Source organism: Chromobacterium indicum (assembly GCF_039708975.1).
In the GTDB taxonomy this organism is placed as follows: Bacteria; Pseudomonadota; Gammaproteobacteria; order Burkholderiales; family Chromobacteriaceae; genus Chromobacterium; species Chromobacterium piscinae.
In genome coordinates, this window is the sequence record NZ_JAYFSJ010000003.1 from 16,762 (window position 1) to 41,599 (window position 24,838).

Consider the following 24,838-nt stretch of genomic DNA (forward strand, 5'->3'; position numbering starts at 1 on the left):
ATGGCGCAGCCCTGCGTCGGGACAGCGCCAAACACGTGGAAGGCGCTGAATGTACTAAATCAAACACTAACAGTAAAGAACATAGCGCAAACCTCCCGCCGCCGCCCGCATCAACCTATAACAATCAGTAACATACTTAATGGAACTGTCGTCGCCGACAGCTGCCCAAAACCTATATCTCACCCCTAGTAGGACCTTGATAATGAACACTGCCAAGACCAGCCTGAAACTCGCCGCCGCCGGACTGATCGCCATCGCCACGCTCTCCGGCTGCGCCAATATGTCGCATCGCCAACAGAATACCGCCATCGGCGCCGTCGGCGGCGCGGTGCTCGGCTCCGTGCTTACCGGCGGCGACGCGCTCGGCACCATCGGCGGCGCAGCCGTCGGCGGCGTGATAGGCCACCAGACCGGCCGTCACTAAGCCCAGGCGCACATCGAGAGCCAGCTCAAGCGCTGGCTCTTTTGTTTTAAGGCCCGCGCCCCTATCATCCTGATGGAATCCACACCGGGCCAAGCCATGAGCCAAACCATGAACTGGGAGAGCCTGCTCTCCACCCGCCGTTTCAAGATCATCCAGAACGAAGTGAGGGAAACCCGGACCCCGGCCACCCAGGAAGGCGGCTCCGGCCTGCGCACCGACTTCCACATCGACCACGACCGGGTGGTGTTCTCCAGCGCCTTCCGCCGACTGGGCCGCAAAACCCAGGTGCACCCGCTGGCCCGCCACGACCACACCCATAACCGCCTGACCCACAGCGTGGAGGTGGCCAGCGTCGGCCGCAGCCTGGGCAACCGCGTGGGCGTGATGCTGGAACACGACGGCCTGCTGCCGGCCGGCTACACGCCGCACGACATCGGCGCCGTGGTGCAGGTGGCCTGCCTGGCGCACGACATCGGCAACCCGCCCTTTGGCCATACCGGCGAGTACGCGCTGCGCGACTGGTTCCGCGACGAGCGCAACGCGCATTGGTTGAACAGCCTGTCGGCGGCGGAAATCCGCGACGTGCAAACCTACGAAGGCAACGCGCACGGCCTGCGCATGCTGGCCACGCTGGAAATGTACAGCGGCGAAGGCGGCATGCGCCTCACCTCCGCCGCGCTGGGCACGCTGATCAAATATCCGTGGACCGCCGACGCGCCGTCGGCTTACGAGCGCGACAAGTTCAACATCTACCGCACCGAGTTGCCGTATTTCGAACGGGTGGCCGAGGAGCTAGGCCTGCTGCGCCACGGTCCGCTGCAGTGGAGCCGCCACCCGCTGTCCTATCTGATGGAGGCGGCCGACGACATCTGCTACGCGATTCTGGACCTGGAAGACGCGGTGGAAATCGGCATTCTTGACTTCAAGGAATTCGAAACCCTGTTCTCCGGCTTCTCCGAACACGAACGCGTATGGGGCATGCACGATGTCCGCCAAAAATGCGGCACGCTGCGCGGCGTGGCCATCGGCCGCTGCGTGACCGAGGTGGCGGAAAAATTCATGATGCACCATCCCTCGCTGCTGCGCGGCGAGTTTCCGGCCAAAGACCTGATCAATCTGTGCGATCCCGCCGTGCAGGATGCGCTGCTGCAAGCCAAGGAGCTGGCCAGCCACAAGGTATACCGCCATCGCACCAAGCTGGTGACCGAGCTGGCCTCCTACCCCTGCATCGCCACCATCCTCAACGTGTTGGTGCCGGCGGTGCACGCTTCCGTCACCAAGGACGACAAGGAACTCACCCCGCGCGAGCACCTGGCGATGGGCCTGCTGGAAGGCCATATTCAAACAGACGACAGCCTATACCAGGCCTATATGAAGGTTCTGGACTTCGTCGGCGCCATGACCGACAACTACGCCGCCAACCTGGCGCGCGAACTGTCCGGCGTCGGCATTCTGTAGATACTCGAAGAAAGGCGACAATGACTCAGCCCGTTACCCGCTTCTGCCTGGTTCGCCACGGCGAAACCGACTGGAACCGCGAATACCGGCTGCAAGGCCATACCGACATCCCCCTCAACCACGCCGGCCTGGAACAGGCCAGCCAGCTGGCCCAGGCCTTCCGGCCCGACCACGCCTTCCAGGCGCTGTACGTCAGCGACCTGATCCGCACCCGGCAAACTTCCGCTCCGCTGCAAACCCGGCTGCAACTCAACGCCCACTACACGCCGCAGCTGCGCGAGCGCCATATGGGCGCGCTGCAGGGCCTTACCTATGCGGAAGCGGCCGAACAAATTCCCGACCTCTACCGCCAGCACCAGGCGCGGGATCCCGACTTCGACCTGGAAGGCGGCGAAAGCCTGCGCCGTTTCCGCGCCCGCATTCTAGATGGCCTGGCCAGCATCGCCGCGCTGCATCCCGGCGAAAACGTGCTGATCGTCACCCACGGCGGCGTGCTGGACATCATCTACCGCGCCGCCACGTCCAAACCATTGGAAGACAAGCGCGACTTCCCCATTCCCAACGCCGCGCTGAACTGGCTGGACTATCAGGACGGCGGTTGGACGCTGCGCCGCTGGGCCGACGAATCCCACCTCAGCAGCGCGCTGGACGAAATCCAGTAACCCCGCCGCGGCGCGCATCCGAGGCGGCGCACGCCGCCCTGGACACGCCTCCACGCGCCGGCGAGAATTTGTTAGCCTCCGGTAAGAAAACCGCCCGCGCGGCGACCAACCATCAAGCGCCCTAGCCAGCCGGGCCGGACGACACAAGGATACCGCCATGACCATAGAGAAAACCGACGCCGAATGGCGCGCACAACTGACGCCGGAGCAGTACCGCGTCGCCCGCCAATCCGGCACCGAGCGCCCCTTCAGCGGCGAACACTACTTCCACAACAAGAAGGGCGACTATTTCTGCGTCTGCTGCGGCGCCCTGCTGTTCCATAGCGACACCAAGTTCGACGCCGGCTGCGGCTGGCCCAGCTTCTGGGCCGAAGCCGCCGGCGCCAACATCGCCCGCATCACCGACACCTCCCACGGCATGGTGCGCGTGGAAGTGCGCTGCTCGCATTGCGACGCCCACCTCGGCCACGTCTTTGAAGATGGCCCGGAACCAAGCGGGGAAAGGTATTGCATCAACTCGGTGTGTTTGGACTTCAAGGCGGAATAAGCTCATGCGCGCCCGCGCCTGGAGTCTGGGATATTGCCTGATACTGGCATGCGGGGCGGCGCGCGCCGCCCCGCCGGTCAAAAACTGGTTCCATGACCCATTCATCCAGGTGCGCAACCGAATAGCCTCCTGCCCGGTTCCTCTGGGCCCATTCGCCACCGAGGCGGAGATGAAACAACAGGCGCATTCGCGCATCGAGCGCGGCACCAGCTGCTGGCTGGCCAAGCAGTGCGCGAAGCCCAACGCCTATATGTACGACGCGGATATCGCCGCCGACCTGCGGCGACGCTTCGCCCAAAGCCGCCGCTTCGCCGACGCCAGCTTGTGGCTCACCGTGCAGCGCCGCTTCGTTTACGTGGAAGGCTGCGTCCGCAGCCGGAATGCGGCCGCAGGCATCGAAGCCTTCATCAAGCGGACTCCGGACGTGCAACTGGTGATTGCGAACATCACCGTTGGCTCCGGCAAACCAAATTACGCAGTCATGCCAGAAAGATAGCGGACCCCGCGCATCTGGCGCGCCTCCGCCTTGCATGCTCTTAAACGAGCCGGCTCGGTGGCTGGTGGACAATTGCCGGCGGCAAGCGGCCGCCATCATCAGTCATTGCCGCCAAATCATGACAGCTGCCTCACCCCATCACGCGCCCTCGCCAACCGCTTCCCTAAAACCTCCGTCCAGCCCACAATCCAGAGATCACGCAAAACGAACCGGGCCGATGATCGCCCGACAATGACGGATATCCGATGCCTCTCCCGCTCAACCTGAACCTGCTGCGCTCGCTGGAGGCGCTGCTGGAAACGCGCAACCTCACCCATTCCGCCGACAGGCTGGGCCTGACCCAATCGGCGATGAGCCGCCATCTGGTGCAGTTGCGCGCGCAGTTCCAAGACCCGCTGCTGCTGCGCGAGGGGCAGCGCTTCGTGCTGACCGAGCGGGCGGAAGAGCTGCGGCTGGGACTGAAAACGGTGCTTGAGCAGGTGGAGCGGCTGTACCAGCCGCCACAGTTCGATCCGGCGGTCTGCGAGCGGGAGTTTTCCTTCGCCGGTTCCGACTATCTGGCCGAATACATGCTGCCGGACATTCTGGACCGCGTGCTGCCGCAAGCGCCCGACATGCGCCTGAAATTCCTCCCCTGGCAGGCCGGGCGTTTCGACATGCTGGTGGACGGAAGCGCGGACTTGGTGTCCACCATCGCCGACGAGGTGCCGGACAATATCTACGGCAAGTCGCTGGGCCAGGACCAGCCGATGTGCGTGATGGCCGACGACCACCCATTGCGGAACAAACCCGCGCTGGAGCGGGACGACTACCTGGCCTGGCCGCACGCGCGCGTCAGCTCCGCCAGCGACAAAGACGGCTTCGTCGACATCCAGCTGGCGCAACAAGGCCAGTCCCGCCAAATCCGCATCGCCACGCCCTATTTCGTGTCGGCGCTGAGCATCGTCTCCCGCAGCCAGCTGCTGCTGACGCTGCCGGAACACCTGGCCATCCGCTTCCAGCGCCAGTTTCCGGTGCATGCCAAGCCCATGCCCTTCATCGATTACACCTACCGCTACTGGCTGCTGTGGCACGGCCGGGCGGACAAGGACCCGGCGCACCGCTGGTTCCGCGGCCACGTGTTCGACGTGCTGCACCACTCCATCCACGGCGTCAGCAAGTATTCGGAGAACGCATAGCGGCTATCCGCCGATGGCGGTTCTGTCCGCCGCGCCCAGCTCATAGACTTTGTCCGGACTGTCATCAAACAAGGAGAAAGCTATGACCTGGACCACCTGGCTGCAATTCGCCGCCGTGTGCATGCTGGGCGCGATGTCGCCCGGCCCCAGCCTGGCGATGGTATTGCAGCAGACCGCCCGCGGCGGGCGCGGCGGCGGCCTCGCCGCCGCGATGGGACACGCGCTGGGCGTGGGCCTGTACGCGTTGGCCGCCGCCCAGGGGCTGGCGATGGTGATGGCGGCGCATCCGCTGCTGTTCAAAGTCATCTCCTGCCTCGGCGCGGCCTATTTGATCTGGCTGGGCGTGCAGGGCCTGCGCGCGGCGGCCCGTCCGTCGCGGGCCGCCAGCAACGAAATCTCCGCCGCCGCGCCGACCTCCGCCTGGCGCGCCGCGCGCACCGGCCTGGCGGTATCGCTGTCCAATCCGCACCTGGCGGTGATGTTCGTCGCCCTGCTCAGCCAGTTCGTCACCGCGGACATGCCTGCCGGCAGCCAGGTGCTGCTGATCGTCACCGCGATGGGACTGGATTTCGGCTGGTACGCGTTGCTGGCGTTGCTGATCTCGCACCCGTCCATCCTGAGCGGCCTGCACCGCAAGAGCCGGTGGATAGACGGCTGCGGCGGCGCGCTGATGCTGCTGCTGGGCCTGCGCATCCTGATGGTGTGACGATGCGGGGAAAAATGACGGAATGGAATCCGGAAGCATTCGCGGCACTGGTGTCTCGCCACGGCGGCGAGGTTCTGGAACACGACAAGCCGCTGCGCTCAGCCCGCGAGGGCGCTGCCCTCTTCGGCATCGCCATGGCGCAGACCGCGCCCACGCTGATCGTAGAGGCGGACGGCGACATCTTCGCCTGCATCCTGTCCGGCGGACGGGACGGTGTGGACTGGGACAGGCTGGCGCGGCTGCTGGGCCGCGGCCACGCCCGCCTGGCCGACCGCCGCCGCGTACGCGACATTACCGGTTGCGACGCCGGCGCGGTGCCGCTGCTTGGCCTGGACCTGCCCTGCGTGATGGACCGCCTGCTGCTGGCGCACGACTTCGTCTACGGCGGCGCCGGCGATCCGCTCAGGACGCTGAAGATCTCCCCCCGCGTCCTGGCGGAGCTGAACCGCGTGTCGATCTGGTACGAATAGGCACGCCGCCGGACAGGCTTCTGGCGCGGCTTGCGATTTCGCTTGCATCCTGGCGGCGCGGGCGCGAAATTGACAGGTCGTCACCTACCACGGACCGAATCGATGAAACTCATTCGACTGCTGCTTCTGCTACTCGCCGCCGCGCCGGCCTTCGCCGCCGACGTTCAGACCCTGGTCATGCTGCGCCACGGCGAAAAACCGGAAGGCGGCTACGGCCAGCTCAGCTGCAAGGGCCTCAACCGCTCGCTGGCGCTGATCAAGACGCTGCCGGCCAAGTTCGGCAAGGCGGACCAGATCTACGCGCCGTCCACCGCCAGCCAGAAGCGCGACCCCGCCGGCACCTTCAACTACATCCGGCCGCTGGCGACGATAGAACCCACCGCCATCGCCCAGGGCCTGCCGGTGAACACCGCGTTCGACATGCTGGCGATAGACGGCCTGCAGCAACAGCTGGTCAATCCGCTGCGCCACGGCAAGACGGTCTACATCGCCTGGGAGCACAAGCAGTTGCGGGAAATGGCCGCCGACATCATGCGCCGCTACGGCGGCAAAGACGGCGCGGCCCAGGTGACAATCTGGGGCAAGGACGATTTCGACAGCCTGTACGTGATCGACATCGATTACGGCAAGGGCAAGCCCACGGCCCGTTTCCGCCGCGACAAGCAGGGCCTGAATGATCTGCCCGAGGCCTGCCCCGGCGCGTGAGCCCCCTCGAACCATTACGCTTGACTTGAAGTTAACTTCAACTTTCATCATGACGGTTCTTACCGCAACAAGAGCTTCCCCATGCAGCAATCCGTCAAGAATGAAAGTCTCTTCAGCCAGGGCAGAACCGCGGCCTGCATCGGCGGCATCGCGCTGATCTCGCTGCTGGCCTTCGAATCCATCGCCGTCGCCGCGGCCATGCCCGCCGTCGCCGCCGCGCTGGGCGGCCTGGATTTCTACGCGATCGCCTTCGGCGGCACGCTGGCCACCTCGGTGGTGGGCATGACGCTGGGCGGCGAAATCTGCGACCGCTACGGCGCCGCCCGCTCCGCCTGGCTGGGCCTGGCCGCCTTCATCGCCGGCCTGCTGGCGGCTGGCGCGGCCTCCGACATATACATGCTGGTGCTGGGCCGGCTGATGCAGGGCCTGGGCTCCGGCCTGCTGGGCGTGGCCATCTACGTGGGCATGTCGCGCGCGGTGCCGCCCGCGCTGCATCCCAAGCTGTTCGCGATGTTCGCCGGCGCCTGGGTGGTGCCCGCGCTGATCGGCCCCGGCATCGCCGCCGGCCTGGTCCACATCTTCGGCTGGCGCGCGGTCTTCCTGACGGTGGCGGCGCTGGCGCCGGTCGCCGGCGCGCTGCTGCTGCCCGCCCTGAGCCGGCAGGAGGCGCCGGCCGGCTCAGCCAAACCGATGCGCTGGCCGCGGCTGGGCTGGAGCCTGCTGGCCGCCTGCGGCGCGCTGGCGCTGCACGGCGGCAGCCATCTGCCGCAAACGCAGTACATGCTGCCAGCGCTCGCGGCCGGCTTCGCCTTCGCCTTTTTCGCGGCGCGCCGCCTGTTGCCCGCCGGCAGCCTGCGCGCCGCCGAAGGCCTGCCCTCGGTGGTGGCGATGCGCGGCCTGATCGCCGCCGCCTTCTTCGCCAGCGAGGCCTTCATCCCCTTGATCCTGACCACCCGCTACCACTGGAGCCTGGGCTCGGCCGGCCTGGCGCTCACCGCCAGCGCGCTGATGTGGAGCATGGGCAGCGCCACTCAGGCGCGGCTGCACGGCGAGACCGCCCGCCGCCGCGGGCTGACCCTAGGCTTCGCCGCGATGGCCGCCGGCCTGTCCTCCGCGCTGGCCGCGGCCGCCCTGTCGCTGCATGCGGGATGGGTGGTGGCCGGCTGGGCAGTGACCGGCCTGGGCATAGGCCTGAGCTTCCCGATGCTGTCGGTGCTGACGATGAAGCTGTCCAGGCCGGACGAGCAAGGCAGCAACGCCTCCGCGCTGCAATTGAGCGACGCGCTGTCGTCCAGCATCGCGCTGGCGCTGGCCGGCATGCTGATCCACGCGCTGAGCCGGCCATCCGCGCCGCCGGACGCGCTGCCCATCCTGGCGATGTCGGCGCTGCTGGCGCTGATCGGCGCCTGGGTCAGCCCGCGGGCATTCCCGCGCGGCACGGCCAAGCAAGCCGACGGCGCGGACCTGCCGGTCCGGCATCAGCATTAACACCCGGCCATCCGCAAAAAAAACGGGCGCCGAAAGCGCCCGTTCGGCCTCACAGCGCCTTCGGGTCGATATCGGCGACGCTGCCGAACACGTAGTCCGGCTGGTAGGGGAATTGCTCCATCGACTCGCGGCTGGAGACGCCGGACAACACCAGCGCGGTGCACATGCCGGCCTCCAGGCCGCCGACGATGTCGGTATCCATCCGGTCGCCTATCATCACCGCCTCTTCCGGATGCACGCCCAGCTTGCGGGTGGCCAGCATCATCATCAATGAATTGGGCTTGCCGACGATGTAGGGCTTCTTGCCGGTGGCGGCCTCTATCGCCGCCAGCAGCGTGCCGGCCGCCGGCTCGTAGCCGCCGCCCTCGATCGGATCGATCATGTCCGGATTGGTGCCGATGAACTTGGCGCCCTGGTCGATGAAGCGCACCGCCTTCTTGATCTGCTCGAAGCTGAAAGTCTGCGACTTGGCCACCACCACGTAGTCCGGGTGGGATTCGGAAATGGAGAAGCCGACGTTGTACAGCTCGTTGATCAGGCCGGCGCCGCCCACCACGTAGGCGGTGGGCATCGCCTTGCGGGTCTGGCTCTTCAGGAACATCGCCGTCGCCATCGCGCTGGTGATGAAGTTGTCCTCGGTCAGCCCGCCTATGCCCAGGCTTTCCAGTTTCAGCCGCAGGTCCAGCGGCGTCTGCTCGGCGTTGTTGGTCAGAAACAGGAAAGGCGTTTTGGTGTCGATCAGAAGCTGGATGAATTCGCGCGCGCCGGGAATCAGCTGCTTGCCGCGGTAGATCACGCCATCCATGTCGGAAATGATGCTTTTGCTCATACGGTGTATCCAGAACACGAGTGCCGGTTGCGCGGGCACGATCGCGGGCCGCGGCATGCCGCCGCGACCGGAACAGCATAGCACGGCCGCAAAACAGCCAGATTGCGCCAACACCCCCATGTCCGCCATCCCGCAAGGATATTGCGCGAAAACAAACATGCAAACGATATTTATTCGCTAAAAACGAAAAAACCATGGAACAAACAAAACTTTTCACATTCAGACCGTCTGTTCGGCACGCAACGGCGACTCGGTTTCAGACAGGATCGGAACCGGCGTCCGCCATGCGCGCCGGCGTTTGTTCATCGCTTCAAATAAAGATGCAGTGTCTCGTTCGGCGAGGCTCCTATGCAAACACAGGTCACTGATCTGACGACGTCGAGAGACGCCCAAGGTTAGGACAGGCTTTATCGGATTAAGGTTTAGCCCAAAGTGACTTCCAACGGATACGTTGCATAGTGCCAAAACCTAGACGCGGAGATCGCTTCCTGCACTCTCCTCCTGGTTGTCGCCCCCATTGAGAACTGTTTGCGGTTTAAACAGCTAAACGGGGAGTTTCTCACCATGACTTACGTAGCAAGCCACACCTTCGCCGCCGGCAACGCGGCGGAACTCAAACTGAAGGAAACCGTCGCCTCCTACATGAGCGCGTCCCTGATCACGCTCAGGCGCGACATGCGAGCCGGCGACGCCCGCGCCCACATGCTGGGCCAGTTGCGCGACGACGACGTGCCGGCCCAGATCTTCGTCACCGACGACAGCGGCTTTCTTCACGGCCGGCTGTCGCTGAAAACCCTGCTGACCGAGAAGGACGACACCCGCCCGGTGTCCGCTCTGATGCAGTCCATCGATTACTCGGTCGAACCCGGCCAGCTGCGCCGCGACGTGGCGCCGGAACTTCAGGAAAAGTCGCCTGACACCGTGCCGGTGGTCAGCGGCGGCAAGCTGGCAGGCGCGCTGTACGAGCGCGAGATCGCCGTGCTGATCCGCGACGAGGAAACCGACGACGCCCAGCGCCAGGGCGCCAGCCTGCCGCTGGACACGCCCTATCTGGAAAGCAGCCCCTGGGCGCTGTGGAAGAAGCGCCTGCCCTGGCTGCTGCTGCTGTTCGCCGCCGAGGCCTACACCAGCACCATCCTGCAAGTGTTCGAGGAACAGCTGGAAGCGGTGATCGCGCTGGCCTTCTTCATTCCGCTCTTGATCGGCACCGGCGGCAACAGCGGCACCCAGATCACCTCCACCCTGGTGCGCGCGATGGCGGTCGGCGAGGTGGGGCTGCGCAATCTGGGCGCGGTGCTGCGCAAGGAGGTCACCACCTCGGTGATGATCGCGCTGGCCATCGGCCTGGTGGGTTTGTTCCGCGCCTGGATGCTGGGCGTGGGCAACGAGGTGGCGCTGGTGGTGTGCCTGACGCTGGTGGCCATCACGGTGTGGAGCGCCATCGTGTCGTCCATCATCCCGATGGTGCTGAAGAAAATGCGCATCGACCCGGCCGTGGTGTCCGCGCCCTTCATCGCCACCTTCATCGACGGCACCGGCCTGGTGATCTACTTCAACATCGCCAAGCTGGTCATCACCGACCTGGCCTGATCCCAGCCCTTCCGCGCGGCCCCGATTTCCGGGGCCGTTTCTCATTGTTTCGCCGCCGGCGTCAGCCCAGCACGCTGGCGGCGATGGCCGCGTCCTGCGCGGCGACGCCGGTCAGATCGGCCAGCGTGATGTCATCGTCGCTGCGCCGCAGACGTGCGCGCCGCGCCAGCGCGTCGCCCAACTCCACGATGCGGGCCGGGTCCAGCAAACCGGCCTTCACCGCGTGCGACAGCTCGCCAAAGGCCGCGCACTGCGCCCGCGAATCGGCAAGCACCACGTCGGCCTCGGCCGCGATGACCTGGTCCAGCTCCTGCTTGCCGGGGCCGTCCGCTCCCAGCGCGGTGATGTGGGTGCCCGGACGTATCCAGCCTCGCCGCAGCAAAGGCTCGCGCGACGGCGTGGCGGCGATGATCAGATTCGACTCCGCCGCCGCCTCGCTCGGATCGGCAGCCGGCCGCGCGCGGAAGCCCAGGGTCGCGGCGTAATCGCAAAACGCCGCGGCCTGGGCCGGCTGCCGGCTCCACACGCTCACCTCGCGGCAGTCGGTCACCGCCCGCAACTGCTCCAGCTGGGCGCGCGCCTGCTCGCCCGCGCCCAGCATCCCGATGCGCGCGACCCGCGACGGCGCCAGCAGCCTGGCGGCCAGCCGCCCCGCCAGCGCGGTGCGCATCGTGGTCAGCCAGCCCTGGTCCTGCAGCAGCGCCAGCACCCGGCCATCCCGAGCCGACAAGGCCAGCATCAGGCCGTCGTTGCTGGGCAGCCCGCGCGACGGATTGTCGTAGAAGCCGGTGGACACCTTGACCACCAGCGCCTCCTCGCCTGCGATGTGCGCAGACTTGACGCAGCAGTCGCCATTGGCGTCGGCGAAGCGGAAATTCTGCGCCGGCGCCGTCTGGACCTGGCCGCGCGAATAGGCGATGAAACCCGCCTCCACCGCGGCCAGCGCCCGGTCCGCGTCGAAGCGCGCGGCGATGGCCTCGCGGTCAAGCAGCAGCATGGCAAGCCTCCAGGAATGTCTCCAACTTGATGTTGCGGCCGCACAGCACCACCGCCACCGGCTTGCCCTGGTAATGCTCGGCCAACTGGATCAACCCCGCCGCCGCGACGCCGGCCGCGCCCTCGACGATCCAGCGCTCGGTCTCGGCCATCTTGCGCATCGCCGCCTTGATCTCGGCCTCGTCCACCAGCGCGGTCCGGCCTATCACCCGCCGCGCGATGGGCAGCGTGATGGCGCCCGGCTCCACGCCGCCGGCGGTGCCGTCGGAAATGGTGTCCAGTTCTTCCCATTCGACAACCTCCCCCGCCAGCATGCTCCGATACAGCGCCTGCGAGCGGCGCGGCCAGCAGCCGACAATCTCGGTCTGCGGGCTGACCGCCTCCAGCGCGGCGCCGATGCCGGAAATCATGCCGCCGCCGCCCACCGACGCGAACACCGCCGCCAGGCCCGGATGCTGCTCGGCCAGCTCCATGCCTATCGTGCCCTGGCCGGCGATGACGTTGATGTCGTTGTACGGCGGGACGAAGGGCAGACCCTCCCGCTCGGCGCGCCGCGCCGCCTCCAGCTCCACTTCCAGCATCGGCGCGTCGATGGCGACCACCTTCGCGCCGTGGGCGCGGATCGCGTCCAGTTTCACCTCGGACGCCGCCGCCGACGCGTACACCGTCACCGGCACGCCCGCCAGCTTGCCGGCCAGCGCCACGCCCAGGCCGTGATTGCCGCTGGACACCGTGGCCACGCCCAAACGACGGGAGGCCGCGTCCAGCAGCCGCATCTTGTTGCTGGCGCCGCGGAACTTGAAGGAGCCGGTATGTTGCAGATGCTCGCATTTCAGATACACCTCGCAGCCGGTCAGCGCCGACAGCGCCGGGCTGCGGCTCAGCGGCGTGACGGCGACCTGCGGCCGCAAGGCTTGATGGGCGTCCGCTATGCGCGGGTACAAATCTTTCATGGTGTCGCGTCCTGTCGGTTTGACCGGCGGCGGGCATGGCGGCCGCCGGAAAGTCGGTGTTTGCTCCGGACAAATATAGATAAAAATTACAAAATAGACAATTAATACAAAAATAGACCAATAGAAAACGCCATGGCTTTTGCCGATACGGGCGGGAAGAATGGCTGAATAGCAATGGATCAATAAGGTTTTTCAACCCAACCATCGGGTGCGGCATACAGACGACACTGTCCAGATTCGAGACAAACTGTCTATAATCTCAACCATCATTCCCATCCATCCGCCGCCATGCGCCGAACCACGCCCTCCCCGGTGAAAGACCTGCTGCTCAACCGCTACGCCCATATCGCCGATGGCGTCGCCGCCTTGTTCCACCCCTATGTCGAAGTGGTGATCCACGATCTGCACGACCAGACCGTGCTCCACATCGCCAATAATCTGTCGCGCCGCGAGCCGGGCGACGACTCCGCGCTGGAAGAAATACCGGGAACCGCGCGCGAACGGATGGTCGGCCCTTATGAGAAGCTGAACTGGGACGGCCGCCGGATGCGCAGCGTCAGCGCGGTGCTGTTCGACGACCAGGCCAGGCCCGCCGGCATGATGTGCCTTAATTTCAATATCGCCGTGTTCGACGAGATGCGCGGCGCGCTGGACATCCTGCTCAAGGGCGCCGGCGTGCGCCCGCAGCCGGCCGAGCTGTTCCGCGACGACTGGCAGGAGCGGATCAACCTCTTCCTGCACGGCTGGCTGCGAGAGCGCGGCGCCAGCCTCAACACGTTGGGACGGACGCAAAAACGGGAACTGGTGGACGCGCTGCACGCGGAAGGCGCGTTCGGCGGCAAGAGCGCGGTCAACTACGTGGCCAATGTGCTGGGCATGGGGCGCGCCACCATCTACAAACGGCTCAAGGAGCTGCGCGAGGGCGCAGACGGATAGCGCGCCGCTGAGGCCGGGCGCGGCGAATTTCCCCAGCCGCGCCCCCGCCGCGCATATACTCAATCTTGCACAGCGTCTGCGCTGATCGCAGCATTCCTTGCACTGAACGACCGATGCGCCTGTCCAAGATATTCACCATCGTCACCTTCGTTCTGTTCATCCTCGCCTGTCTGCCGCTGGCCTGGATCATCAACGGCGAATGGGGGGCGTACCACGCGGCCGACCAGGGACTGGGCTCGATACAAATCGCCCATCTAGCCATGGTGGCGGTGGAAAAAATCTCCACCGAGCGCGGCCCCGCCAATGCGTTGATCGGCGCGCCTGCCGGTGGCGGCGGCCGGGAAAAGCTGCGCGTCGCCAGGCTGGCCAGCGACCGCGCGCTGCAGGACCTGGTCACCGCGCTGTCTCCCTCCCGCTCCGCCTATCATCGGCAGGCCTTGGCCGCCATCCGCATCGCCCGCCAGCGGCTGAGCGAGGCGAGACACGACATGGACCGAATCATCGCCTCGCCGGCGCCGACCGCTACCGAAATCATGGCGTCGATCAGGCGGATGTTCGACGTGGTGCCCGTCGTGCTTGAGGCGGTGAACGCCCTCTCCTTCCAGGCGTCCAGCGTCTACCCCCAACTGTCCAATCCGCTCAGCGGCGCCCGTCTGGCGACCGAGCTGCGCGAATACGCCGGCCGGCTGGGATCGACCCTGGTGCCCGCGCTGACTGAAAAACGGCCGCTGACGGAAACCGAGGCCAGAGAGGTGTTCATACTGCGCGGCCGCATCGAGCAATTGCGCGGCACCATCCGCCTGCGCCTGAGCGTGCCCACGACGCAATCGGTCCAGCGGCAAGCCCTGTCGAACATGGAAAGCCGCTATTTCCGCAATGGACTGGCGCGGGTGGACGACATTCTGCTGGCCAGCCGCCTGAGGCAGCCGTATGCGGCCACCCCGGCCGCCTTCACCGCCGCCTACATTCCCACCCTGCATAGCATTGTGGAGCTTCGCGATTCCATGCTGTCGACCGCGGCCGACGAAGCGGCCATCCAGCAACGCGCCGCCTTTCGCCATCTGCTGGCAGCCACCGCGCTGGGCGTGATCGCGCTGATCGCGCAGCTGGCGCTGTTCGCCTACATCCGCTGGCTGATCGCCAAACCGCTGCTGGCCGCGTCCAAACTGCTGTCCGACATCGCCGACGGCAGACTGGACGCCGAGCTCCCCGCCACCCTGCGGAAGGACGAAATCGGCGACGTGCTGCGCGCCATCGCCATCCTGCGGCGCAACAGCCAGGAAAAACGCGTGCTGGAGCAAGAGCGGCAGCGGCTGATAGACGAGCTGACCGAGGTGTCGAGGATCGACTTCCTCACCGGCATCGCCAACCGGCGCGCGTTCACCCAGACCGCCGACGCCGAAATCGCGCGCGCCAGCCGGGCGGGAGAATCGGCGACGCTGATCCTGTTCGACATCGATCACTTCAAGCAGGTCAACGATCAGCACGGCCACGACAGCGGCGACGCAGTGCTGGTCCATGTCGCGGCCATCATCGAGCGCATCTGCCGGGAAGACGACTTGGCCGGCCGTTACGGCGGCGAAGAGTTCGTGGTGCTGGCCAGCCACGGCAACGCCTCATCCGGAGAAACGCTGGCCGAGCGGCTGCGCGCGGGCATAGCCGAATCGCCGTGCTCGCTGCCATCAGGCCAGCAACTGGCGGTCACCGCCAGCTTCGGCGTCGCCACCCTGGGCGAAGCGTCGGCCACGCTGGAGTCGCTGCTGCAAGCCGCCGACCGCGCGCTGTACGCGGCCAAGCGGCAGGGCCGCAACCGGGTGGTGGCGGCCTGAGCGATCTTATGGCGAGCAACGCAACCGGCCATATTTGGCAAATCTGCGCGCGGCGGCGAAAAGACTCGCCAAGAAATGTCAGGGGACGCTTGGCATGATCTTCCGGTCAGGGAATCGCCCTGACTTTCCGGAGACAGAATATGCGAAGCCTTCCCCTCGCCGCGCTGTGCCTGGCCCTGGCCGCGGCGTTGTCGGCGCCGGCCCACGCCGCGCCCAAAACCTACAAGATGCCGCACCAGGCCAAGGCCCAGGCCAAACCCAGGCAGCCGGCGCCGCCCAGATTGTGGCGGCAGCTCCCGCCGACCGATTTCCAGTCCCGCTATCATTTGCAGGACAACCGCACCGTGATCGGCCGGCCGCTGAAGAAACTGGCCCGCCACGCGGCTACCCCGCAGTGCCAGGACATGAACGCGATGGCCAGCCACGGCGGCGCCGACCTCGCCAACTACCTGGCCACCCTGCCCGACTACACCTGCGCCTACGGCCTGTTCGCGCTGGACAAGAATCTGGCCGCCACCATTTACAGCGCGGCCAACCTCAACGCTGTGGCCGGCCGCTTCGCCCAGGAGGCCGCGGCTTACAACGCGTCGTCGATGACGCTGGTCAACCTCGCGCTCTACTTGCGCGCCGGCTACTACCTCGCCAGCACCGGCACGCTGCCGGCGCTGGACGCCAATCTGCAAGCCGTGCTGCGCCCCGGCATCAAGCAGCTGGCCGACGGCGCGGCGCTGTTCGCCGCCAACAGCCAGGCGCCCACCACCGCCAATGAGGTGATGACGCTGATCACCAATATGGCGGACGAGGCCTATTACCTACCGTCCATCCGCGCCATCGTCCAGCGCTACACCAACACCGCGGCCAACCCCAACGCCGCGCAGGCCTTGCGCGAAACCACCGCCAGCCAGGGCTTCACCGGCGCGCTGACCGTGTTCTTCTACGCCCATGGCCGCGCCAACGCCGCGCCGCTGCTGCAGAACGACGGCAGCTACTCCGCCGCGCTGACCCAGTTCGTCCAGGCCGACAAGGCTAGCCTGCTGGGCACCGAAACCGCGTTCCAGCTGGGCGACGCCACCCGCGAAGGCCTGCGTTTCATGCAATACCCGGCGTTGAAGCCGGCGATCAAACCGCAGGTCAAGGCCATCCTGGCCGGCAGCAGCATGACCGGCGCCGACAACGAGCTGTGGCTGGCGGCGGCGGAGGCGGTGAAGTATTACGACAACGCCAGCTGCGCCGAATACGGCACCTGCGATTTCGAAACCAAACTGGCCGACGCCATCCTGGTCAACCGCTACACCTGCAGCCCCACCATCCGCATCCGCGCCCAGGAAATGACCACCGACCAGATGCAAGCCTCGTGCGCGCTGCTGCAGAAGGAGGAGTCGTACTTCCACCAGATGCTGCAAACCCGCAACCAGCCGGTGGCCAACGACAACAGCACCTCGCTGGAGGTGGTGGTGTTCGACGACTACAACAATTACTCCAAGTACGCCGGCGTGATCTACGGCATCTCCACCGACAACGGCGGCATGTATCTGGAAGGCAACCCGGCCGATCCGGGCAACCAGGCCCGCTTCATCGCCCACGAGGCCTCGTGGCTGCGCCCGGTGTTCAAGGTGTGGAACCTGGAGCATGAATACATCCATTACCTGGACGGCCGCTTCGACATGTACGGCGACTTCTCCGCCGCCACCCAGCAGCCGACGGTGTGGTGGATAGAGGGCCTGGCCGAGTACCTGTCGCTGCGCAACGACAACCAGACCGCCATCGACGTCGCCAAGACCGGCAACTACAAGCTGAGCCAGATCTTCGGCAACACCTACGACATGCCGGACTACGTCACCCGCGCCTATCGCTGGGGCTATATGGCCACCCGCTTCATGTTCGAGCGCCACCGCGCCGACGTGGACGCGATGCTGCCGCTGTTCCGCAAGGGCGACTACGCGGGCGGCTACATGGGCATGATGCGGCAGATAGGCAACCGCTACGACAGCGAGTTCGCCGCCTGGACGCAAAGCGCCACCACCGCCGGCCAGCCGCCGCTGCCGCCGACAACCGGCTTGCCGGCCTGCAACGAGGGCTATCCCGAGCGGCTGGGCAAGAACTGCTCGATTTCCGGCCTGTCCTCGTCCGGCGCCGCCTATGCCACCATCTGGGTGCCGGCCGGCGCCCGCAACCTCCGGCTGTGGACCAGCGGCGGCAGCGGCGACGTGGACCTCTACGTGGCGAAAGACCGCTATCCGACGCCCGCCAGCTACGACTACGCATCGGCCGGCGCCGGCAACGAGGAATCGGTAGCCATCGCCGCGCCGCAGGCCGGCCACTGGTACTACCTGACGCTGCAGGCGAAGCAGCCGTTCGCCAACGTCGCCGTCAGCGCCAGCTACGAGTAAGGGGGCGGGCATCGCCGCGACGGCATTCGGCGTCCGCCGCGGCATTCTTGCAAAACGCATACAGATGAGCGATGCTGTTTTAAATAAATGCCAAAGGAATAATTGGCAGACCGGATGGCATCGCCATCGCGCCGCCAGGCCGCGGCAATCGAGCAAGGATCGCCCCGTCATGAACATGCCCCTGCAGCAGCCGCATCTCGTCAGCGACCTGGCCGCCGCGCGCGCGATGGCGGCGCTGTTCGACCACCTGCCCGATATGGTGTTCGCCGTGAAAGACCTGGACAGCCGCTATCTGACCCTCAGCGAGGGCTGCGTGCCGCGCTGCGCGCTGCGCAACCGGGATCAAGCCGAAGGCCGCACCGCGCATGAGCTGTTTCCCAGCGCGATGGCAAACCGCTACCGGGAACAGGACCGCATCCTGTTTTCCAGCCAGCTGCCGCTGCGCAACCGGCTGGACCTGACCGTCTATCCCGACGGCACGCCCGGCTGGTGCCTGACCAGCAAACAGCCGCTGCTTCATCCCGACGGCCGGCTGCTGGGCCTGGTCTGCATCTCCAAAGACCTGGCCGACCTCACCCGCGAGAAGCTGCTGGATGAGCGTTTCGCCGCCTGCGTCGACCACATCCAGGCCCATTACCACCGCCCGCTGCACCTGGAAGAGCTGTGCGAGCTGTCCGGCCTCAGCATCGGCCAGCTCGACCGGCGGATGAAGCGGGTGTTCCAGCTGTGTGCCGGCGACTTCATCCGCCGCACCCGGATGGAGGCGGCCTGCCACGCGATACGCCATAGCCGCCGCTCGCTGGCCGACATCGCCGCCGGCTGCGGCTTCTCCGACCAGAGCGCCCTCACCCGGCTATGCCGCCAGCTGCTGGGACTCAGTCCGCGCCAATTGCGCTGGCAGGCCCCTCCCGCGCGGCAGAGCTGAGCCACGCGTGCATCCGCTCCATCGAGTCGGTCCGCAAGGCATTCGCCGGCCGCGACAGCCACCATTGCGCGCCGGGCAGCCGCGGGTAGCCGGCCAGCGCATGCAGCCGTCCCGCGCTCAGATCCTCGTCCACCGCCAGCGAGGACAGGCAGGCTATGCCGTGGCCGCGCAACGCGGCGTCGCGCGCCAGCTGGGCATCGTCGTAGATGGCGGCCACGCCGAAACGGCGCAGCAGCCGCTGCGTTTCCGCCTCGGCGGCATCCGGCAGCCGCGCCCTCTCCAGGCACACCAGCCTCGCCAGCCCGTGATGGCGCTCGAACGGCAATCCGGCCAGTTCTTCAGCCAGCGCCGGCGCGCAGACGAACAGCCACTCGTCGCGCAGCCAGCGCGCGTCTTCCCAGCCATCGAGCGACAGCGGCCGCGGCGAGATCAGCAGGTCCACGTCTATCTCATCCGCCTGGCCCGGTTCTTCGTCGATGGACAGCAAGGGCACGATGTCCGGGTGCGCGGCGCGCAAGGCGGACAGCCGCGGCTGCAGCCAGCCCTGCAGCAAAAAAGCCGGTCCCACCAGCGCCACCAGGCCGGGATCGGTGTAAACGGCGATCCGGTCCAGGCCGCGGCGCAGGGTTTCCAGCGCGCGCCCCACGCTCTGCTGCAGCATCTCGCCGGCGAAGGTCAGCTCCACGCCGCGCCCCACCCGGTGGAACAGCGGCTGGCCGACGAACTCCTCCAATTGCTGGATCTGATGGCTGACCGCCGATTGCGACAGGTGCAGCGACTCGGCCGCGCGGGAAAAGCTGCCTATCCGCGCCGCCGCCTCGAATCCCGCCAGCAACCGCAGCGACGGCAGTTGCGACGCGCCGGCTTGCTCTGAAACCCCTTCCGCGTTCAATCCATCATGTTCCGGCATGCTTTCTCCCTTGGTTCGAACCGCGCTCAGGCGGGCTGTTGCTGAGTCGCGCAGTGGATGCCGCCGCCTCCGGCCGCGATGGCGTCTATGTTCAACTGCACCACCTCCCGCTCCGGAAACAGTTCGCGCAGCGCGCTCAAGGCGTTGCGGTCGGCCTTGGGATCGCCGAACTCGGGCGAGATCACCGCGCCGTTGCAAACATAGAAATTGATGTAGCCGGCCGCCATTTCGTCGCTCTCATGCTCGGGACGAACGCGGGACGGCCCGGGAATGGCCACCACCTCCAGCTTGCGGCCGCGCGTGTCGCGCGCCTGGCGCAGAATGGCCAAGTGGCGGCGGGTCACTTGATAGTCGTAGGAGGCCGGGTCGGTCTCCAGGCCAGCCACCACCACGCCGGGCCGGGCGAAGCGCGCGTAGAAATCGGTATGGCCGTCGGTGATGTCGCGTCCGGCTACGCCGGGCAGCCAGATCACTTTCTCCACGCCCAGCAGCCGGCGCAATTCGCCCTCGCACTGCGCCTTGCTCCAGCCGGGATTGCGGTTGGGGTTCAACACGCAGCTTTCGGTGATGATGGCGGTGCCCTCTCCGTCCACCTCGATGCCGCCGCCCTCCAGCACCAGCCGGGCGCGCACGGGCAGCGCGCCGCTTTGCGCGGCGACGAAGCCGGCCACCCTGGCATCCCGGCCATGCGCTTGCTTGCCGCCCCAGCCGTTGAAATTGAAATCCACCGCCGCCAGCCTGCCGCCGCCGCTCTTGACGAATACCGGCCCGCTGTCGCGTATCCACAAATCGTCCAACGGCTGGGCCACCAGCTCCACGTCAGGGCCGCACAGTCTGGCGGCCAAATCGAGCTCCTCTTCACGCGCCAGCATGCGCACCGGCTCGAAGGCGGCGATGGTGGACGCCACCCTCGCCAGATCGCGGCGCGCCGCCGGCAGCAGCCGCCCGCCCCATACCGCCAGGCTGGGGCCGAATGCCATCCAGGTTGCGGCATGGCGCGCCCCTTCGTCCGGCATCCGATGCGCTTCGCCCGACTGCGGCGCGCCGCCTGCGGCCATCGTCCTGCCCGCCAGCCATCCACCCGCCGCCAGCAAGCCCCCGCCCAGAAACTGTCGTCTGCTCGTCATCTCTCTTCCTTGTTTGAATTCATGGCTGGCATTGTGCGGGAACAATTACATTTAAAAAATTGATTAATTTTCCATAAATCAATCAATTTACATCATGTATAGATGCTGAGCACGCTCTCAATCCATGCGTAAAAACACTAGCCGAATGGCATAAAAAGAGCATTAACCCTATAACGGAATTGGTTTTTCCATCTGTGAACCGCAAGCCACACGGACCTTTCCATGCTCAACTGCGCCAGGGAAACCACCTCCCCCGCCCCAGGCCCGCTCCCCCTGCCCGGCATCCGGGAGAGCGATGTCTGTTTCGACCTGCTGATCCGCCATGTGGAAGACCACGCGATCATCCTGCTGGACGCGGACGGCCTGATTCGCAGCTGGAACGCCGGGGCGGAGCGCATGCACGGCCACCCGGCCGCCGAAGCGCTGGGCCGCCACTCCAGCGGCCTCCTGCCCCCTTCCGACGACGCCTGTCCGCAGACGATGCGCCAGTTGGCCCAGGCGATGCGGGACGGCCGCTACGCCGGCGAGGTCTGGCATGTCCGCCGGGACGGCAGCCGCTTCCTCGCCGACATCCTGCTGATTCCGCTGCGCGCCGATGACGGAGCCTTGCGCGGCTACGCCAAGATCACCCGCGACCTGAGCCACCGCAAGCGCATGGAAGATCGCTTCCGCCAGCTGGTCCAGGAATCGCCGAATGCGATGATCATGATCAACGGCGCCGGCGCCATCATCCTGTTCAACCGCCTGGCGGAGGCGATGTTCGGCTATCAAAGGGACGAATGGCCGGGCATGCGGATCGAGCAGCTGATTCCGGAACGCTTTCGCGGCCGCCACGGCCAGCTGCGCCAAGGGTTCCTGCGCCGGCCGGAAGCCAGGCCCATGGGTGTGGGCCGCGACCTCTACGGCCTGCGCAAGGACGGCGGCGAATTTCCGATCGAAATCGGCCTCAACCCGATAGAAACCGAAACCGGACCCATGGTGCTGGCGGGCATCGTCGACATCACCGCCCGCAAGCAGGCCCAGCGCCAGCTGGAAGCCGCGCTGCAGGAAAAAACCACGCTGCTGAACGAGGTTCACCATCGGGTGAAAAACAATCTGCAGGTGATCATCAGCCTGCTGAGCATGCAAAGCCAGTACGTGCGCGAGAACAGCGCCCGGGGCGTGCTGCAAGACAGCCAGACCCGAGTCCGCTCGATGGCGCTGATACACCAGCTGCTGTACGAGCGCCACGACTTCTCCCGGGTGGACCTGGGCGAATACCTGCAACGCTTCAACCAGCTGCTGCTGAGCAGTTACGGCCAGTTGGCCGGCGGCCTGAGCGTGGAGCTGGACGCGCCGGCGGGCCTCGTCTGCATCGAACTGCAACGGGCGACGCCCTGCGGCTTGCTGATCAACGAGCTGCTGACCAATGCGCTCAAGCACGCCTATCCGAATGGCCGGGGCACCATCTGGATGCGGCTGGCGCGCCAGAACGAGCGGCGCGCCCTCCTGATCGTGGCCGACCGCGGCGTGGGTCTGCCCGCCGCCGCCCCGGCGACGCCGCACGCGTCGCTGGGCTTGCAATTGATGCCGATGCTGGCCGAACAGATGGGCGCCCAGCTGAACATCCTGGACAACCAGCCCGGCGTGCGCGTGGAAGTCAGCTTCCCGGCATTCGGCGCGGGAGAGAACCCTTGAAAAACATCCGCATCCTGATCGTCGAGGATGAGCGCATCATCGCGATGGATCTGCAACTGCAATTGCAGGCGCTCGGTTACCTGGTATGCGGCGTGGTGGCCAGCGGCAGCCTGGCGATAGCGCGCGCAGGACTGGAGCAGCCCGATCTGGTGCTGATGGACATCCATCTGGAAGGCGAGATGGACGGCGTGGACGCCGCCAGCGAAATCTACCGGCGGCAACAGATTCCCATCGTCTTCCTCAGCGCCTACGCCGAGAACGCGACGCTGCAACGCGCGGAAAGCGCGATGCCCTACGGTTATCTGGTCAAGCCGGTCTCCCCGCGCGAATTGCACGCCACGCTGCAGATGGCCATGGTTCGCTTCGGGCTCCAGCACCGAGCCGACGAACAGCTGGGCCGGATGGGCAAGGCGATGCAGGCTGCCGAACTCGACGTCTGGGAATGGCGGGTGGAAGCCGACCAAATGCAGACCTTCAGCCTCGCCGGCAATGCGCAACTGGCGCCGGGACTGGCGGCCAATGAGTCGATCCGCCACTTCATCGAGCAGGTGGATGCCCGCGATGCCGCCGCGGTGGGCGAGGCGGTATCCCGCACCCGCGACCAGGGCTGCGCGCTGGACATCCGGTTCCGCGCCCGCACCGGGTCCGATCAGGGCGAGCGCTGGCTGCACGCCCGCGCGCGCTGTTTCGACGACGGCGAGGCCGGCCGGCGCATCATAGGCGTGCTGCAGGACATCACCGGGCAGCGGCGAACCGAGGAAAGGCTGCTCCAGTCCGCCACCGTGTTCGACTCCACCTCAGAGGGCATCGCGATATTGGACGCGCGCCGCAAGGTGGTGTCGGTCAATCCGGCCTTCAGCCAGCAAACCGGCTACAGCGCAGAAGAGGCGATGGCCTGGCCGGACATCGACCCGCTCTACCAGACGCCGCACAGCTTCGCCTGTTCCGGCCCGCCGGCCTCAGCCGACGAGCGCAAGCTGTGGCAGGGCAACGTCAACTATCTGCACAAGAACGGTAAGATCCTCAACATCTGGGAAAGCATCAGCATCGTGCCGGGGCCGGAAGGCAGCGTCGCCAACTACGTGCTGGTGTTCTCCGACATCAGCTCGATGCTGGCCGCGCAGGAACAACTGGCCTATCTGGCCAAGCATGATCCGCTGACCAATCTGTGCAATCGCCGCATGCTGCAGGACCGGATGGAATACGGCCTGGCCCAGACCATGCGCCACCAGAAAATGATGGCGGTGCTGCTGATAGATCTCGATCACTTCAAGACCATCAACGATTCGCTCGGCCACAGCCACGGCGACCAGCTGCTTTCCACCATCGCCGCCCGGCTGCAGGGCAGCGTGCGCGCGAGCGACACCGTGGCGCGGCTGGGAGGGGACGAATTCTGCATCGTGCTGGGAGACATCGAGTCGCCCGGCGACGTGGACCTGATGGCGCAGAAACTGCTGCAGCGGCTGGCCGAGCCGGTGCGGCTGGAACAGATGGTATGTTACGTGACCGGCAGCATAGGCATCTCGATGGCCCCGGCCGACGGCATGAGCGTGGACGAGCTGCTGCGCAACGCCGACCAGGCGATGTACGGCGCCAAGCATGCCGGCCGCAACCGCTACTGTTTCTACGCGCCGGCGATGCAGAAGGCCGCGGAAGTCCGGCTGCAGATATCCAACGGCCTGCATCTGGCGCTGGAGCAGGGCCAGTTCCGGCTCGAATTCCAGCCCATCATCGACCTTGCCAGCGGCCGGATACGCGAGGCCGAAGCGCTGTTGCGCTGGCAACATCCCGAACATGGCGTCATCAATCCCGCCGTGTTCATCCCCATCGCCGAGGAATGCGGCCTCAGCGGCAAAATCTGCGAGTGGGTGTACGACCAGGCCCTGTCCGTCATACGCGAATGGCGCGACACGGTGCGCGACGACCTGCGCATCGCGATCAATGTGTCGGCGCTGCATTTCCGCGACCTGCAGAACCCGGCCCGCTGGCTGGACAAGCTTGCGCGCGCCGGGGTGCCGGGCCAGGCGCTGATGCTGGAAGTCACCGAGTCCCTGCTGCTCGACGCCGACCGCAAAGTGCAGGAAGCGCTGGACCTCTATCGAGCGGCCGGCATCTGGATCGCGCTGGACGACTTCGGCAGCGGCTACTCCGCGCTGTCTTATCTGCAACGCTATCGGCTGGACTGCCTGAAGATAGACCAGGCCTTCGTACGCCGGATCACCGACGAACCGCGCGACCACGCGCTGTGCGAAGCCATCGTCGTCATGGCCCACAAGCTTGGCCTCAAGGTCATCGCGGAAGGTGTGGAAACGCCGGCCCAGGCCGCCATACTGCAAACCTGCCGCTGCGAACATGCCCAGGGCTTCCTGTATTCGCGCCCGCTGCCGGCCGATCTCTTCGTCGAGCTGCTGCGGTGCCACGGCGGCAGCCTTCCCGGCGACTTCCCGCCCTCCCCGCGCGCGCTGTCCGCTTGACCTCACCGCGGCCGCGGGCGACGATGGCCGCTCGCAAACCATAGGCGCTGCCCGGCTTGGCGTCTCGC

At 66.3% G+C, this 24,838-nt stretch carries 22 protein-coding genes and 1 riboswitch; of the genes, 17 read left to right on the top strand and 5 right to left on the bottom strand.

Translation table 11 applies throughout. From position 1 onward, the window contains the following. The first annotated feature begins 202 nt into the window (after positions 1-202). From VA599_RS04865 to VA599_RS04910, 10 genes are all read left to right on the top strand, one after another. On the top strand, positions 203-424 hold the full coding sequence (locus VA599_RS04865; protein WP_221666071.1) for a YMGG-like glycine zipper-containing protein: 222 nt from the start codon (positions 203-205) through the stop codon (positions 422-424). A gap of 108 nt (positions 425-532) precedes the next feature. After that, positions 533-1,882 (top strand): deoxyguanosinetriphosphate triphosphohydrolase, encoded by a 1,350-nt coding sequence (locus VA599_RS04870; protein WP_346787818.1) that lies wholly within the window; start codon positions 533-535, stop codon positions 1,880-1,882. Positions 1,883-1,902: 20 nt separating this feature from the next. Further along, positions 1,903-2,544, top strand: a complete 642-nt coding sequence (locus VA599_RS04875) for a histidine phosphatase family protein (protein WP_021475245.1) — start codon at positions 1,903-1,905, stop codon at positions 2,542-2,544. A 157-nt stretch (positions 2,545-2,701) separates the two neighbouring features. Beyond that, positions 2,702-3,091 carry a peptide-methionine (R)-S-oxide reductase MsrB gene (gene msrB, locus VA599_RS04880; protein WP_346787819.1) on the top strand — a complete coding sequence of 130 codons (390 nt, stop codon included), beginning with the start codon at positions 2,702-2,704 and terminating at the stop codon, positions 3,089-3,091. Between the two features lie 4 nt (positions 3,092-3,095). Next, entirely contained in the window at positions 3,096-3,587 is a 492-nt protein-coding gene (locus tag VA599_RS04885; protein ID WP_104947696.1) for a BON domain-containing protein, read from the top strand. Positions 3,588-3,832: 245 nt separating this feature from the next. Beyond that, positions 3,833-4,765: a LysR family transcriptional regulator gene (locus VA599_RS04890; RefSeq protein ID WP_346787820.1), complete on the top strand. Its 933-nt coding sequence runs from the start codon at positions 3,833-3,835 to the stop codon at positions 4,763-4,765. An 82-nt stretch (positions 4,766-4,847) separates the two neighbouring features. Further along, positions 4,848-5,471 (top strand): LysE family translocator, encoded by a 624-nt coding sequence (locus tag VA599_RS04895; protein WP_346787821.1) that lies wholly within the window; start codon positions 4,848-4,850, stop codon positions 5,469-5,471. A gap of 14 nt (positions 5,472-5,485) precedes the next feature. After that, the gene (locus tag VA599_RS04900) at positions 5,486-5,941 is read left to right on the top strand and encodes an aminoacyl-tRNA deacylase (protein WP_158677700.1); all 456 of its coding nucleotides are present in this window, start codon (positions 5,486-5,488) and stop codon (positions 5,939-5,941) included. A gap of 102 nt (positions 5,942-6,043) precedes the next feature. Next, positions 6,044-6,646, top strand: a complete 603-nt coding sequence (locus VA599_RS04905; RefSeq protein WP_346787822.1) for a hypothetical protein — start codon at positions 6,044-6,046, stop codon at positions 6,644-6,646. Positions 6,647-6,727: 81 nt separating this feature from the next. Next, on the top strand, positions 6,728-8,134 hold the full coding sequence (locus VA599_RS04910; RefSeq protein WP_346787823.1) for an MFS transporter: 1,407 nt from the start codon (positions 6,728-6,730) through the stop codon (positions 8,132-8,134). 49 nt (positions 8,135-8,183) lie between these two features. Here VA599_RS04910 and VA599_RS04915 read toward each other — a convergent pair whose 3' ends face one another. Further along, positions 8,184-8,963, bottom strand: a complete 780-nt coding sequence (locus VA599_RS04915) for an HAD-IIA family hydrolase (protein ID WP_104947701.1) — start codon at positions 8,961-8,963, stop codon at positions 8,184-8,186. Positions 8,964-9,285: 322 nt separating this feature from the next. Beyond that, positions 9,286-9,450, top strand: a riboswitch (M-box (ykoK) riboswitch). A 77-nt stretch (positions 9,451-9,527) separates the two neighbouring features. On the opposite strand from VA599_RS04915, the gene VA599_RS04920 reads away from it, so the two are divergent. Beyond that, entirely contained in the window at positions 9,528-10,553 is a 1,026-nt protein-coding gene (locus VA599_RS04920; RefSeq protein WP_104947702.1) for a magnesium transporter, read from the top strand. A 61-nt stretch (positions 10,554-10,614) separates the two neighbouring features. Here the strand turns inward: VA599_RS04920 and VA599_RS04925 are convergent, their stop codons facing one another. Both VA599_RS04925 and VA599_RS04930 read right to left on the bottom strand, forming a co-directional pair. Then, entirely contained in the window at positions 10,615-11,550 is a 936-nt protein-coding gene (locus tag VA599_RS04925) for an ornithine cyclodeaminase family protein (protein WP_346787824.1), read from the bottom strand. Further along, positions 11,537-12,502, bottom strand: a complete 966-nt coding sequence (locus VA599_RS04930) for a threonine/serine dehydratase (protein ID WP_346787825.1) — start codon at positions 12,500-12,502, stop codon at positions 11,537-11,539. The genes VA599_RS04925 and VA599_RS04930 overlap by 14 nt, the downstream gene beginning before the upstream one ends. A 288-nt stretch (positions 12,503-12,790) precedes the next feature. Between VA599_RS04930 and VA599_RS04935 the strand changes: the two genes are divergently transcribed. From VA599_RS04935 to VA599_RS04950, 4 genes are all read left to right on the top strand, one after another. Beyond that, on the top strand, positions 12,791-13,438 hold the full coding sequence (locus VA599_RS04935) for a helix-turn-helix transcriptional regulator (RefSeq protein ID WP_021479113.1): 648 nt from the start codon (positions 12,791-12,793) through the stop codon (positions 13,436-13,438). 113 nt (positions 13,439-13,551) lie between these two features. Next, complete coding sequence (locus VA599_RS04940; RefSeq protein WP_021479112.1) at positions 13,552-15,267, top strand: GGDEF domain-containing protein; 1,716 nt, start codon at positions 13,552-13,554, stop codon at positions 15,265-15,267. A gap of 140 nt (positions 15,268-15,407) precedes the next feature. Further along, positions 15,408-17,657: a M9 family metallopeptidase gene (locus VA599_RS04945; RefSeq protein WP_346787826.1), complete on the top strand. Its 2,250-nt coding sequence runs from the start codon at positions 15,408-15,410 to the stop codon at positions 17,655-17,657. 169 nt (positions 17,658-17,826) lie between these two features. After that, complete coding sequence (locus VA599_RS04950) at positions 17,827-18,582, top strand: AraC family transcriptional regulator (RefSeq protein WP_021479110.1); 756 nt, start codon at positions 17,827-17,829, stop codon at positions 18,580-18,582. Here VA599_RS04950 and VA599_RS04955 read toward each other — a convergent pair. Both VA599_RS04955 and VA599_RS04960 read right to left on the bottom strand, forming a co-directional pair. Beyond that, positions 18,533-19,492, bottom strand: a complete 960-nt coding sequence (locus VA599_RS04955) for a LysR family transcriptional regulator (protein WP_346787827.1) — start codon at positions 19,490-19,492, stop codon at positions 18,533-18,535. The two genes, VA599_RS04950 and VA599_RS04955, sit on opposite strands and share 50 nt — an antisense overlap. Positions 19,493-19,518: 26 nt before the next feature. After that, complete coding sequence (locus tag VA599_RS04960) at positions 19,519-20,619, bottom strand: agmatine deiminase family protein (RefSeq protein WP_031297014.1); 1,101 nt, start codon at positions 20,617-20,619, stop codon at positions 19,519-19,521. A gap of 222 nt (positions 20,620-20,841) precedes the next feature. On the opposite strand from VA599_RS04960, the gene VA599_RS04965 reads away from it, so the two are divergent. Further along, a complete protein-coding gene (locus VA599_RS04965) occupies positions 20,842-22,296 on the top strand; it encodes a sensor histidine kinase (RefSeq protein ID WP_346787828.1) in 1,455 nt (484 codons plus the stop codon). After that, positions 22,293-24,770, top strand: coding sequence for a two-component system response regulator (locus tag VA599_RS04970; RefSeq protein WP_346787829.1), 2,478 nt, complete (start codon positions 22,293-22,295; stop codon positions 24,768-24,770). Before VA599_RS04965 ends, VA599_RS04970 begins: the two co-directional genes overlap by 4 nt. The last annotated feature ends 68 nt before the right edge of the window (positions 24,771-24,838 follow it).